The 14353-nt window shown below is 37.0% G+C and carries 12 protein-coding genes, 1 pseudogene and 1 other annotated feature; of the genes and pseudogenes, 12 read left to right on the top strand and 1 reads right to left on the bottom strand.

The window, feature by feature from the left end:
- Window positions 1-452: pseudogene (locus BMX40_RS17270) on the top strand (ISL3 family transposase); the annotation flags it as partial.
- A 349-nt stretch (window positions 453-801) separates the two neighbouring features.
- Here the strand turns inward: BMX40_RS17270 and BMX40_RS17275 are convergent.
- Entirely contained in the window at window positions 802-1419 is a 618-nt protein-coding gene (locus BMX40_RS17275; RefSeq protein WP_090872288.1) for an NUDIX hydrolase, read from the bottom strand.
- 363 nt (window positions 1420-1782) lie between these two features.
- Between BMX40_RS17275 and BMX40_RS17280 the strand changes: the two genes are divergently transcribed.
- The 11 genes from BMX40_RS17280 (at window position 1783) to cysS (ending at window position 14352) form a co-directional block, all read left to right on the top strand.
- Window positions 1783-2460 carry an MgtC/SapB family protein gene (locus tag BMX40_RS17280; RefSeq protein ID WP_090872418.1) on the top strand — a complete coding sequence of 226 codons (678 nt, stop codon included), beginning with the start codon at window positions 1783-1785 and terminating at the stop codon, window positions 2458-2460.
- Between the two features lie 223 nt (window positions 2461-2683).
- The gene (locus BMX40_RS17285; RefSeq protein ID WP_090872290.1) at window positions 2684-3151 is read left to right on the top strand and encodes a CtsR family transcriptional regulator; all 468 of its coding nucleotides are present in this window, start codon (window positions 2684-2686) and stop codon (window positions 3149-3151) included.
- 88 nt (window positions 3152-3239) lie between these two features.
- The gene (mcsA, locus tag BMX40_RS17290; protein WP_090872293.1) at window positions 3240-3788 is read left to right on the top strand and encodes a protein-arginine kinase activator protein McsA; all 549 of its coding nucleotides are present in this window, start codon (window positions 3240-3242) and stop codon (window positions 3786-3788) included.
- Complete coding sequence (mcsB, locus tag BMX40_RS17295) at window positions 3785-4852, top strand: protein-arginine kinase McsB (protein WP_090872295.1); 1068 nt, start codon at window positions 3785-3787, stop codon at window positions 4850-4852. The genes mcsA and mcsB overlap by 4 nt, the downstream gene beginning before the upstream one ends.
- Before the next feature lie 13 nt (window positions 4853-4865).
- The gene (gene clpC / locus BMX40_RS17300; RefSeq protein ID WP_090872297.1) at window positions 4866-7292 is read left to right on the top strand and encodes an ATP-dependent protease ATP-binding subunit ClpC; all 2427 of its coding nucleotides are present in this window, start codon (window positions 4866-4868) and stop codon (window positions 7290-7292) included.
- Window positions 7293-7492: 200 nt separating this feature from the next.
- The gene (locus tag BMX40_RS20425) at window positions 7493-7633 is read left to right on the top strand and encodes a hypothetical protein (RefSeq protein WP_170840840.1); all 141 of its coding nucleotides are present in this window, start codon (window positions 7493-7495) and stop codon (window positions 7631-7633) included.
- A gap of 17 nt (window positions 7634-7650) precedes the next feature.
- On the top strand, window positions 7651-9024 hold the full coding sequence (radA, locus tag BMX40_RS17305; RefSeq protein WP_090872298.1) for a DNA repair protein RadA: 1374 nt from the start codon (window positions 7651-7653) through the stop codon (window positions 9022-9024).
- Window positions 9025-9235: 211 nt separating this feature from the next.
- The gene (locus tag BMX40_RS17310; RefSeq protein ID WP_090872300.1) at window positions 9236-10336 is read left to right on the top strand and encodes a PIN/TRAM domain-containing protein; all 1101 of its coding nucleotides are present in this window, start codon (window positions 9236-9238) and stop codon (window positions 10334-10336) included.
- Between the two features lie 156 nt (window positions 10337-10492).
- Window positions 10493-11962 carry a glutamate--tRNA ligase gene (gene gltX / locus BMX40_RS17315; protein ID WP_090872303.1) on the top strand — a complete coding sequence of 490 codons (1470 nt, stop codon included), beginning with the start codon at window positions 10493-10495 and terminating at the stop codon, window positions 11960-11962.
- Between the two features lie 43 nt (window positions 11963-12005).
- Window positions 12006-12250 (top strand) — a binding site (T-box leader).
- A gap of 52 nt (window positions 12251-12302) precedes the next feature.
- On the top strand, window positions 12303-12971 hold the full coding sequence (cysE, locus tag BMX40_RS17320; RefSeq protein ID WP_090872305.1) for a serine O-acetyltransferase: 669 nt from the start codon (window positions 12303-12305) through the stop codon (window positions 12969-12971).
- Complete coding sequence (cysS, locus tag BMX40_RS17325; RefSeq protein WP_090872307.1) at window positions 12952-14352, top strand: cysteine--tRNA ligase; 1401 nt, start codon at window positions 12952-12954, stop codon at window positions 14350-14352. The genes cysE and cysS overlap by 20 nt, the downstream gene beginning before the upstream one ends.
- Window position 14353: the final 1 nt, after the last annotated feature.

Consider the following 14353-nt stretch of genomic DNA (forward strand, 5'->3'; position numbering starts at 1 on the left):
GTAAGAAGTGCAAGCGAATGAAACATATTTTCTACAAACGATACGAAGAGCTAACCGATAAGCAACATTGGTATTTAGAAAGGTATTTAGGTTTATCAGAGGACCTACGAACAGCATATGGTTTGAAAGAGGCATTTCGCTCCTGGTCTGATGAAGCAAAGAATGGAACAAAAGATTTAGGTGAGATAAAACAAGATCTATACCACTTTTACAACCAAGTAGAAAAGTCAGGAATGGATGAGTTTATCCAAGCAATCGGCACACTTAAAAATTGGCAACCAGAGGTTTTGAATAGCTTTGCCTTTGGCTATAACAATGGATTTGTGGAAGGGATGAATATTCAAACTAAAGTTATTAAATGAAATGCATTTGGCTTTAAACGATATGATCGATTAAGGTTACGTGTATTACTACACCATCAATATAAAGATTTAGACCTTCAAGTAGGATAAGGGATAGGAGTGTGCACTCCTATCCCAACATTTGACGTAGAACCATAAATCATTGGTAGGAAAATTCATTATTAAAACTTTATCTTTTTTGTGAAAAGTAATCTTAAAGCCTTCCAAAGCCTCCCAAAGCCTCCGTAAGCTAAAGAATATATATGGACTACTAGACTTGCCAAAGGTATAGTTGTAGGTATACCTTATCGTGATAGTAACCACCAACTTTAGGAGTTAAGACAGTAAACTAATTGATCCTCTGAGAAAAACATCGATAGGCTACTTAATTACCGGCTACTCTGTTCTTATATTAAAGTACATAGTATAGTAAATACGGGCCTAACCTTCTGTTCTAGTATTAATCAAACAAGCTCTCCTTACGGTTTTCTTTTAAAAAGGAAAACATCTCTAAAATTTGCGTTTCTGTATTTCTTCTAGTAGACAATGGAGGTAAATTATTTCGACTAAAGAACTTAGCTTCATTTGTTTCTAATCCTCCTGAAGCTTTTCCATTATTAATCTTGCACTGAATAAAACACTTATAGTAATGATAAGCATCTGGTGGGTGGGATTGCTTGTTATTATCATGCAGTGCGAGTAGTTTTATTGGGGTAACGTCGAATCCAGCTTCTTCTTTGATTTCCTTTACACAATTCTCAGCAGGTGATAAACCCACTTCACAAAACCCTCCAGGTAATGACCATTTGTTGTCTAATTTTTCTTTTACAAGTAATAGTTGATCATTACTAAAAACCACGCCACGAACATCAAGCTTTGGAGTTTGGTAACCTTCTTCAGATGCAAATAGATTTTTCACGGAACAAATTTCTAAATCTGAGTAGTTAGACATTATCTCTACACTGATATCTCTTAGCTCTTGGTATCGTTCTTTATCAAATTCATCTTTGGAGAATGCCATACCTGACTGTGCAAGGGCCTGGATTCTTCTTGCCCAATGTAACCATTGATCACTCATATCATACAACAACTCCTTTAATCATCGTGTATTTCTTTAAATGTAGTGATACTCTATATAGGTCGGAATTACTTATACTAATGAAATTTTTTAGTAGATTATTTTATCTTGCATATAACTGGCATTAATCCTACTTCAAACCTAGGAAATAAAACCAGGAGGTTAAGTGGTGGATGAAGAAAACCTCCACTTATTGTAGATTAACTTTGAATTGCCATTCTAAATTAAATGATTTTTCATAGTATTACATAGTATCACTTTTAATTCAATTAGAAATTTAGTAATATACTATTTAAATTGTTCGAATTATTGTAAACTTATCAAGGAGAAGGAGGTTGCACATTGGAAGGATTTTTTAATGACATGATTGATGATAACTTTCTTCTTATAATCGTTCGTGTTCTTATTGCATTGGTTTTATCCGGACTTATAGGGTTTGAAAGAGAGTTAAAAAACCACTCCGCGGGGTTTCGAACACATATTTTAGTCGGTGTAGGTTCTTGTTTAATGATGGTATTGTCTATATTTGGCTTCGATGCCTTTATCGATGAACATGATAATGTAAGATTTGACCCTGCTAGAATTCCATCCTATGTTATTAGCGGGATAGGCTTTTTAGGTGCAGGTACAATTATCGTTTATGGTGGAACAATACGTGGTCTAACAACAGCAGCTTCAATATGGGCAGTTGCGGGGTTAGGGTTAGTAGTCGGAGTTGGAATGTATGCAACCGCCTTATTTACAACTATATTAATCTTATTGAGCCTAGTTTTTCTTAATAATTTTGAAAACCTATTTAGGAAAGGTCATAAGTCAACAGTTATTGAAATAGTTGCCTTACCCAATTTAGCAATCCATGAAATTGTATCTGTAATTGAAACGTTCCATGTAACTATTAAAAAGGTTGAAATCGTAAAAGTAGAAAATGATTTACGTAGTATTTTTATAAAAATTGAGCGCGATAAAAATTTAGATCAAATTTCGTTTTTTGAAGCATTATCTCAAGTAAATAATGTAAAGAATATAAGTGAAAGAACATAGTAATATGGAAGGGACCGTTACTGTTTAAGTGCGGTTTTTTCATGATTCCATCAATAAAGTGTTTTTATTTTTAATTATTTGTCAAGAATATTACGGGTAAGATATTTGGCATTAATACTTTTTTAACGTATAATAAGTGCATAGTCAAAGATAGTCAAAGTCAAAGGATAGTAAGTAAAATGGGTTAGTTCATATGGTTTTTTGGGAATAGGGAGGTTAGATGATGAGTAATATATCTGACATTATTGAACAGTATTTAAAAAACGTCCTACAATCAAAAGGACAAGATGTAATAGAAATAAAGCGAAGCGAAATTGCTGATCAATTTAAATGTGTACCATCACAAATTAACTATGTGATTAATACACGTTTTACAATGGAAAAAGGATATATTGTTGAAAGCAAACGTGGTGGTGGCGGATATATTCGGATTATTCGGATCAAACACCAAGATAAATCAGAATTAATTGATGAAATTATTAAGTTAATAAACCCCACGGTAACACAACAGGCATCTATAGATGTTTTGGAACGGTTATTAGAGGAAAAATTAGTAACAGAAAGAGAAGCGAAAATTATGGTCAGTGCAATTGATCGAAATACGATAGGGTTAAAGCTTCCGATTCGAGACGAGGTTAGAGCACGAGTGCTAACAAGCATGCTAACAACCTTAAAATATTTAAATAAGTAGTTCTTATTTTTAGATCGTAAAATGTACAATACTGTTTTAGGAAGAAGAGGCAGTTGTCCTATTTTTATATAAAAGGGGGAGAACATAGATGCAATGTCAAGAATGCCAAAAGCGCCAAGCTACCCTTCATTTCACACAAGTAATCAATGGCAATAAAACGGAGGTTCAGCTGTGTGAGGTTTGTGCGAAAGAAAAAGGCTATATGTCATATCCAGAAGATGGTTATTCACTTCATAACTTATTAACGGGATTATTTAATTTTGATTCATCACAGATGAAAACCCCTCAAGGTTCTCAATTTCAACAGGTCAAGGAATTACAGTGTTCAAAATGTAATATGACCTTTTCGGAATTTAAACGGGTAGGTAAATTTGGATGTGCAGAGTGCTACCATACATTTGCGACACATCTTGATCCGATTTTTCGTCGTGTTCATAGCGGTAACTCTAAGCATCATGGAAAAATTCCGAAACGAAAAGGTGGAGACTTACATTTAAAAAAACAAGTAGAAACCTATAAACAGGAACTACAAAATTTAATCGTTAATGAAGCTTTTGAAGAAGCTGCAACGGTTAGGGATAAGATTAAGGATTTAGAAAAGCAAATCCAAAATAAAGAAGCGGGTGATAATCAATGACACTCCAGCACTTTATGAATGAAGCAATTAGTCCTTGGATGAGAGAAGAAGGGCCTGATAGTGATATTGTCTTAAGTAGTAGAATTCGTTTGGCTCGGAACTTAGCAGATAGTAAGTTTCCAATTATAGCTGATGTGAAGGATTTAGAGGAGATTCGGGACTTTTTTAAGAAGGAATATGAACATGCAACTTTTCAAGACTTAGATGAATTTGAATTTTTTCCGATTAAAGAATTATCCTCGGTAGAAAAGCGTGTACTTGTAGAGAAGCATTTAATTAGTCCTTTGCTTGCAAAGAATGCAGATGCAGCCGCTACCATGATTTCGAAGGATGAACAAGTGTCCGTAATGATTAATGAAGAAGATCACATACGTATGCAGCTTTATTTTCCAGGGCTACAACTATCAAAGGCACTAACGAAGGCATTTGAATTTGATGACTGGTTAGAAGAAAAGATAAATTATGCTTTTGATGAAACGAGAGGCTTTTTGACAAGTTGCCCGACGAATGTTGGAACAGGTATGAGAGCTTCTGTAATGATGCATCTACCAGCGCTTGCCTTAACGAAGCAAATTAATCGAATGATGCCGGCGATTAACCAATTCGGTCTTGTTGTGAGAGGGATTTATGGGGAGGGGAGTGAAGCAGTAGGCAATCTGTTTCAAATTTCCAACCAAATTACGTTAGGGAAAACGGAAGAGGATATTATTGAAGATCTCGAGAGTGTCGTTAAACAATTAATTGAACACGAGCGTAAAGCGCGTACTAGATTAATGGAACAATCAAGCACAAAGTTAGAAGATCGTATCTTCCGGTCTTTAGGTGTATTGAAATATAGTAGAATTATTGAATCAAAAGAAGCAGCTAGTTGTTTGTCTAATGTTCGACTAGGGATTGATTTAGAAATCATAAAAAACATTTCACGTAATATACTTAATGAATTAATGGTATTAACACAACCAGGCTTTCTCCAACATTATGCCAAAAAAACATTGTCAGCAAATGAACGTGATGTGTTACGAGCAACATTAATTAGGGAAAGGCTACTATTAGAGGAAAAATAGGAGGAAAAGCTATATGATGTTTGGACGTTTTACAGAAAGAGCACAAAAAGTATTAGCATTGTCTCAAGAAGAAGCTGTACGACTGGGGCATAATAATATTGGTACAGAACATATACTTCTAGGTCTTGTCCGTGAAGGAGAAGGAATAGCTGCAAAAGCTCTTGAGTCGCTTGGATTAGAAGTATCTAAAATTCAAGAGGAAGTGGAAAAGCTAATCGGTGTTGGAAAACAGCCGATGCAAACGATCCATTATACCCCAAGAGCGAAAAAGGTAGTGGAGTTATCACAGGATGAAGCTAGAAAATTAGGACATTCCTATGTTGGTACGGAGCATATATTATTAGGGTTAATTCGCGAAGGAGAAGGAGTTGCTGCACGGGTACTAAATAATCTCGGTGTAAGCTTAAATAAAGCAAGACAACAAGTATTACAGCTTTTAGGAAGTAATGAATCACAAGCAGGAAGACAAGGACGTGGGCAAACATCCAGTGCTAATACGCCTACATTAGATTCCTTGGCAAGAGATTTAACGGCAAGTGCGAAGGAAGGCAATGTGGATCCTGTTATTGGTCGCAGTCAGGAAATTGAACGAGTGATCCAAGTTTTAAGTAGACGTACGAAAAATAACCCTGTCTTAATTGGTGAACCGGGTGTTGGTAAAACGGCTGTTGCAGAAGGACTGGCACAGCAGATTGTACAAAATGAAGTTCCTGAAACGTTACGAGAAAAGCGTGTCATGACACTGGATATGGGAACGGTTGTTGCAGGAACAAAATACCGTGGCGAGTTTGAGGATCGGTTGAAAAAAGTCATGGAGGAAATTCGCCAAGCGGGTAATATCATCTTATTTATTGACGAGTTGCACACACTTATCGGAGCAGGTGGAGCAGAGGGTGCAATTGATGCGTCCAATATTTTAAAACCATCACTTGCACGTGGAGAATTGCAATGTATTGGTGCAACAACGTTGGATGAGTACCGCAAGTATATTGAGAAGGATGCAGCATTAGAACGTCGTTTTCAACCAATTCAAGTAGATGAGCCGACTGTAGAAGAAACCATTCAAATTTTAAGTGGGTTACGGGATCGATATGAGGCACATCATCGTGTAACGATTACAGATGAGGCAATGGAAGCTGCGGCAACTTTATCTGATCGTTATATAACGGATCGATTCTTACCAGATAAAGCAATTGATTTAATCGATGAGGCTGGATCAAAGGTTCGATTACGCTCGTATACAGTACCACCTAATCTGAAAGAATTAGAAGAAAAGCTTGAGGAAGTACGTAAAGAAAAAGATGCTGCCGTTCAATCACAAGAGTTTGAGAAAGCTGCGTCATTACGTGATTCTGAGCAAAGATTACGGGAACAATTAGATACAACCAAAAATGCTTGGAAAGAGAAACAAGGTCAAGAGGATTCGCAGGTACATGTAGAGGATATTGCTAGTGTTGTTTCTACATGGACTGGAGTACCTGTATCTAAATTAACCAAAGATGAAAGTGAACGACTATTAAACTTGGAAAATGTATTACATGACCGGGTGATTGGTCAAGAAGAGGCAGTTAAAGCCGTGTCCAAGGCGATTCGAAGAGCACGTGCCGGACTAAAAGATCCTAAGCGTCCAATTGGTTCCTTTATCTTCTTAGGACCAACAGGGGTAGGGAAAACCGAGTTAGCCCGTGCATTAGCCGAAGCGATGTTTGCTGATGAAGAGGCAATGATTCGAATAGATATGTCTGAATACATGGAGAAACACTCGACTTCCCGTTTGGTTGGATCGCCTCCAGGCTATGTAGGGTATGATGAAGGTGGCCAATTAACGGAAAAAGTACGTAGGAAACCATATTCTGTTGTACTATTAGATGAAGTGGAGAAAGCCCATCCAGAAGTGTTTAACATTCTTCTGCAAGTATTAGAGGATGGACGGTTAACGGATTCGAAAGGTAGAGTTGTTGATTTTCGCAATACGGTATTAATTATGACCTCCAATGTTGGAGCAAGTGAATTGAAACGTAACAAGCATGTCGGCTTTAACTTAGAAGAGGAAGGAAAAGCCTATAGTGATATGAAGTCAAAAGTTATGGGTGAATTGAAAAAAGCATTCCGTCCTGAGTTTTTGAACCGTATCGATGAAACCATCGTCTTCCACTCACTTGAAAAAGAACATATGAAAGATATTGTAACGTTAATGATTCAACAGCTACAAAAACGATTGAAAGGTCAAGATGTTGAGTTTACCTTAACGGATAAAGCAATTGAAAAAATTGCAAACGAAGGGTTTGACCCTGAATATGGAGCAAGACCATTACGTCGATCCATACAAAAGAATGTAGAGGACTTGATGTCGGAAGAACTGTTAAAAGGAACAATTTCAATAGGACAAAAAGTTAAAATTGGTCTAAATAATAAGGGAGAATTTATCATTCTTCCGTAAAAAATCAGCATTCTATTTTCTGAAAAACTAGAAAGGAACCACCTTTCTAGTTTTTTCAATAGGTATTGCTAATGAATAGTTTGTTCTGTTCCTAGTGGAAGTCATTCTATCGTCAACATGCAAAGATCCCATGCTACAATTGCAGTATGTGGCAAAAATAAGGGAAAAATAAAATGAATTGATAGAAGTCTGTAACCTATATGTTATCTCGATCGTATATAATAGAGTTAGAAGGTAAAACGCTGATCGATGAAAATATTTTAGCATTATCAAGACAAGATAGACAATTTGTTGAAACTGATATACAGTTTAGCGAAGCAGCAACAACTGGGTTTACATGACTGAAAGAGGTGGGAAGATGGCAAAGCGAAAAACAAAATATGTTTGTCAAGATTGTGGATATGAATCAGCTAAGTGGATGGGAAAATGCCCGGGCTGCAATAATTGGAATACGTTAGTAGAGGAATTGGAAGTGTCCACTACGAAAGGCAGACAAACATTCAGTGGTGTTACAACTTCAGGGAGTAAACCAGAAAAAATATCGGCGATAGAATCAAAAAAGGAACCAAGGGTAACAACTGATCTAAAAGAATTCAATCGTGTGCTTGGTGGCGGAATCGTTGCAGGGTCTTTAGCTCTGATTGGTGGGGACCCTGGGATCGGAAAATCTACATTGCTGCTTCAAGTATCTTCTCAACTAGCAAATAAACAGTTAAATGTTTTATATATTTCTGGAGAGGAGTCACCTAAGCAAACCAAGCTAAGAGCAGATCGGTTAGGAATTAAATCGGATTCGCTCTATGTATTATCGGAAACGAATTTATTGGATATTACCAATCATATTGAACAATTAAAGCCTTCCTTCGTAGTCATTGACTCGATACAAACGATTTTTCGTGAAGAGATTTCTAGTGCACCAGGAAGTGTATCTCAAGTTAGAGAGTGTACAAGTGAGTTAATGCGAATTGCTAAAACAAGTGGTATTCCAATATTTATAGTTGGACATGTGACGAAAGAAGGAGCAATTGCTGGACCAAGATTATTGGAGCATATGGTTGATGCTGTCTTATACTTTGAAGGGGAAAGACACCACACCTATCGTATTTTACGGGGTGTAAAAAATAGGTTTGGTAGTACTAATGAAATGGGTATTTTTGAAATGAAAGAAGAAGGATTACGAGAAGTAATGAATCCTTCCGAAATCTTTTTAGAAGAGCGTTCAGAGGGGGCTTCTGGTTCTACCGTTGTTGCTTCCATGGAAGGAACAAGACCTGTACTAGTTGAAATTCAAGCGTTAATATCACCAACAAGCTTTGGTAATCCACGTAGAATGGCAACGGGAATTGATCATAATCGTGTCCCGTTATTAATGGCTGTACTAGAAAAACGAGTTGGATTAATGTTACAAACATCAGATGCATATATTAAAGTAGCTGGTGGAGTAAAATTAGATGAGCCAGCTATTGATCTAGCTATTGCAGTTAGTATTACGTCAAGTTTTCGTGATCAACCGACAAGGCCTGAGGATATTTTTATTGGTGAAGTAGGATTGACGGGGGAGATCCGTCGTGTATCACGAATTGAACAACGAGTGCAAGAAGCGGCAAAACTTGGGTTCAAACGCGTGATTTGTCCACAAAATAACCTAGATGGATGGACGACACCAACAGGAATTCAAGTAATTGGTGTGAATACTGTGAAAGAGGCATTAGAAGTAGGTTTAGCTAGATAAAAGGAAGCTTTGAGATTCATTTGCTAGAAAAATGTCGAAATTTGGCCAAATTTAATTGACATTGTCATTTCAGTGTGGTAAAATTTTTTGTTTACTCAATTGATTGTTACGATCAGCTGTGCTATTATTTAGATTGTACTAGTTTTTAATTTGAAAATAATGGTTATTATTTTATGGAATAGGTAATAATAATGGATAGGAGGTGAGGGTGGTGCTGAAAAAAATTGTACATCTGTTTTTTATTATAACAGGCGGTACCATTGGATATTTATATGTACCAGACATCATTCATTTATTGGATTTTACTGATGCAGCATGGGTAGCATCCCCATATTTAGGAACAATTTTAGGTGCAATTATATTATTTTTCGTTTCGTATTGGTTGGTAGATTACATTGTAGATTTTCTGCGATGGATCGAAGAAGGGTTGGTAAAACTACCGGTTGGTGATTTGTTTTTTGGTAGTTTAGGACTAATCATGGGTCTTGTGATAGCTTACTTAATGAATATCCCTTTGCAGTATATTAATATTGAGTTTGTATCACAGGTGATTCCGCTATTTATTACTATTTTATTAGGGTATTTTGGTTTCCAAGTTGGCTTTAGACGCCGTGATGAATTTGTTAGTTTACTGAATATCAATAAGAAGGAACGAGATAAAAAACGCGTGAGTAATGACCAAGAAAGCAATGATACTTTAGTTCCTAAACCGAAGATTCTAGATACCAGTGTTATTATAGATGGTCGTATTGCAGATATTTGTCAAACAAGTTTTCTGGAAGGAACCATTATTATTCCGCAGTTTGTGTTGGGAGAATTACAGCATATAGCGGATTCTTCAGATGTTCTGAAAAGGAATAGAGGACGCCGAGGCTTAGATGTGCTTAATCGAATTCAAAAGGAACTTCCTGTAAAAGTAGAGATTTACGAGGGTGACTTTGAAGACATTCCTGAAGTTGATAGCAAACTAATTAAATTAGCAAAAGTAATTAATGGTATCGTTGTTACAAACGATTTTAATTTAAATAAAGTTTGCGATTTGCAAAGTGTTCCCGTATTGAATATTAATGATTTGGCAAATGCCGTAAAACCAGTTGTACTACCAGGTGAAGAATTAATGGTTCAAGTTATTAAAGACGGAAAAGAGCAAAATCAGGGAATCGCTTATTTGGATGATGGAACGATGATCGTAGTAGAAGAGGGAAGAAACTATATTGGTAAAACAATTGAGGTTCTTATAACGAGTGTATTACAAACTTCTGCTGGTCGGATGATTTTTGCAAAACCAAAATTACTTGAAAAAGCACTATAAAAAAGGTATAACTTATAATGATAGATATAAAAAGTGATAACATGTTGTTATCGCTTTTTATTTTAGTTAAATTAGTACATAATAGAGCGTGTAAAACTAGCTCTAATAGGCTTGAAATAAATGTTATGATGTTGTTTGAAAGGAAGGATTAGACTTATGTCAACTGAAGTTCGTGTGCGTTATGCGCCAAGCCCCACAGGTCATTTACATATAGGGAATGCGCGTACAGCATTATTTAATTATTTATATGCAAAGCATTTTGATGGTAAATTTATTATTCGTATTGAAGATACCGATGATAAACGAAATGTTGAAGGTGGAGAAGAAAGTCAGTTAAAATTTTTGAAATGGCTTGGTGTTGATTGGGATGAAGGTGCTGATGTTGGTGGTGATTATGGACCTTATCGTCAAATGGAACGTCTGGATATATACCAGAAGTATATTGATGAGCTACTAGAACGAGGCCTCGCTTATAAGTGCTATATGACTTCTGAAGAACTAGAAAAAGAACGTGAAGAACAGCTAGCAAATGGTAAGACACCTAAATATTCGGGAGCACACCGGGATTTAACAACGGAACAAATTGAAGCATTTGAAGCAGAAGGAAGAAAACCAAGCATTCGTTTCCGCGTTCCTGAAAATAAGACATACGTTTTCAACGATATTGTTCGAGGAAATATTACGTTTGAATCCGAAGACTTCGGAGATTGGGTTATCGTAAAGCAAAATGGTATTCCGACGTACAACTTTGCAGTAGCAATTGATGATTATATGATGCAAATTTCACATGTTCTTCGCGGGGAAGAACATATCTCTAACACGCCAAAACAAATGATGGTTTACGAAGCGTTTGATTGGACACCACCGCAATTTGGTCATATGACGTTAATCTTAAACGAAGAGCGGAAAAAACTAAGTAAACGTGATCAACATATTTTACAATTTATCGAGCAATACCATAACTTAGGTTATTTACCAGAAGCTTTGTTTAATTTTATCGCTTTACTTGGTTGGTCTCCGGTTGGAGAGGAAGAGATTTTTGACCAAGACACACTTGTAAAAATCTTTGACCCAGAACGTTTATCAACATCCCCTGCTATTTTTGATGCGCATAAATTGAAGTGGATGAACAATGAGTATATTAAAGCTGCTGACTTAGATAAAGTTATTGAATTAACTTTACCTCATTTAATTGAAGCGGGTAAGCTTTCAGAGGATATGGATGAGGAAAAACGAAACTGGGCTGAAAATGTGATCTCCTTATACAAAGAGCAATTACGTTACGGTCAGGAAATCGTGGAGTTAACAGAGTTGTTCTTTAATCAGGAAATTGAGTATGATGAAGCCGCAAAAGAAGTATTGGCCGAAGAGCAGGTGCCAGAAGTATTGCAAGTATTCACGGACAAACTGATTCATTTGGACGACTTTAATAAAGACACGATAAAAGCACAGATAAAAGCAACACAGAAAGAAACTGGGCATCGTGGGAAGAAGCTTTTTATGCCTATTCGTGTTGCGACCACTGGACAAACACATGGTCCGGAGCTACCGTTTGCCATTGAATTATTAGGTAAAGATGTTATATTAACTCGCTTGGATAACGTTTTAAAAGAACTTGGAGCTTAATTTATTCACATTATCTTCTATTTATAATATAGTAGTAATACAATATGGAACGTTGAAGAGGGAAAGTAAAAGCGGATTGGCTTATCCAGAGAGAATCACCACCGGCTGAGAGTGATTTTAGGCTACCGCTTTGAAGTGCCCCTTGGAGTCTGTTATGGAACCGTTGGCAATTGCCTTTAGTACATAACAGCGGTTGTGCGCTCTACCGTTATCAGAGTATAAGTTGGAAGGTGCGAACTAGGATTGTGCTTTCAAACAGAGTGGAACCGCGCGAGAGGCGTCTCTGTGTATACATATACACAGAGACGTTTTTTATTTAGGGAGGAGGTTGAGGTTCGAGATGGGGCTTTTTAAGCGAATGAAAGAAGATATGGATGTGGTGTTTGAACAGGATCCAGCGGCAAGAACATATACAGAAGTCATTTTAACCTACTCAGGATTGCATGCTGTCTGGGCACATCGGGTGGCACATGCTTTTTATAAACGTAATCTATTCTTTATTGCACGTTCCATATCACAGATTAGTCGGTTCTTTACCGGGATAGAAATTCATCCAGGTGCAACGATTGGTAAGCGCCTTTTCATCGATCATGGGATGGGAGTAGTTATAGGGGAAACGTGTAATATAGGAAATAATGTCACGATCTTTCAAGGGGTTACCTTAGGTGGAACAGGTAAGGAGAAAGGAAAACGTCACCCCACCGTTAAGGATAATGCCTTGATCGCATCAGGAGCAAAGGTGCTCGGTTCTATTACTATTGGAGCAAGCGCTAAGATAGGTGCTGGTTCTGTCGTGTTAAAAGATGTACCAGACCACTCAACGGTTGTTGGTATTCCAGGTAGAGTCGTTGTACAAAATGGCTATAAAGTTCGTAGGGATTTAGATCACCATAAACTACCTGATCCAATTGAAGATAGATGTTCACAACTACAAGAGGAAATTAATTCACTAAAATCGGAAATTGCTAAGTTAAAGGAAGGGAATTCAAATGACAATATCAATTTATAACACGGTTACCCGTGAGAAGGAACCATTTAACCCAATTGTAGATGGAAAAGTACGTATGTATGTATGTGGTCCAACTGTATATAACTATATTCATATTGGAAATGCCCGTCCTGCCATTGTTTTTGATACAGTACGCAGACATTTTGAATACAAAGGCTACCATGTCGATTATGTATTAAATTTTACCGATGTGGATGATAAAATCATTAAGGCAGCAAATGAACGTGGAGAAGATGTCCTTCAAGTGGCCAATCGTTTTATTGATGCCTATTTAGAGGATGTAGAATCCTTGGGAGTAAAAAAAGCAACGTATAATCCGCGTGTTACAGAAACGATGGGAGACATCATTTCTTTTATTGAAGGATTAGTAGAAAAGGGATATGCATATGAAGCGGATGGAGACGTTTATTTCAAACCGCGTGCTTTTGATGCTTATGGAAAACTATCCCATCAATCCATTGATGAATTGCGATCTGGTGCTCGAATACAGGTTGGTGAGAAGAAGGAAGACCCTTTGGACTTTGCTCTATGGAAAGGTGCAAAGGAGGGGGAAATTGCCTGGGATTCACCTTGGGGAAAAGGAAGGCCGGGATGGCATATTGAATGCTCTGCCATGGCGAAAAGATATTTGGGCGAAACAATTGACATTCATGCAGGTGGTCAGGATTTAACATTCCCTCACCATGAAAATGAAATAGCTCAATCCGAGGCTTTGAACGATAAAACCTTTGCTAACTATTGGATGCATAATGGATATATTAATATTGATAATGAAAAAATGTCGAAGTCGCTTGGAAATTTTGTTCTAACGAGAGATCTTATAGAGAAGCATGACCCGCAAGTTGTTCGATTCTTTATGCTAAGCGTTCATTATCGCAACCCTATTAATTTTTCCGAGGAGCTCTTAGGATCAGCAAAAAATAGTTTAGAGCGAATGAGAACAGCCTATTCTAATTTAGAGCATCGAAAAGAAACTAGTACAGATATGGATAAAAATAAAGATGAGTGGTTAGAGAAAATAAATGCATTTAAAAGCCGCTTTGAAGCGGAAATGGATGATGACTTTAACACTGCCAATGCCATTTCTGTATTATTCGATTTAACGAAGGAAGCGAATGTTTACTTGCAAGCGAATCAAACCTCTACACAAGTTATTGAGGCATTTCAAGAAGCAATTGCCAGCCTACTTCAAGTGCTTGGCATTACAATTCAAGATGAAAATGAATTATTGGATGAAGAAATTGAAGCATTGATTAAAGAACGGAATGAGGCACGAAAAGAACGTAATTTTGCTCGTGCAGATGAAATTCGAGATAGCTTAAAGGAACGAAATATTATCTTGGAAGATACTCCTCAAGGTGTACGCTGGAAAAGGGGCTAGA

Origin of the sequence: Oceanobacillus limi, from assembly GCF_900111445.1 — a bacterium.
Classification (GTDB): domain Bacteria; phylum Bacillota; class Bacilli; order Bacillales; family Amphibacillaceae; genus Ornithinibacillus; species Ornithinibacillus limi.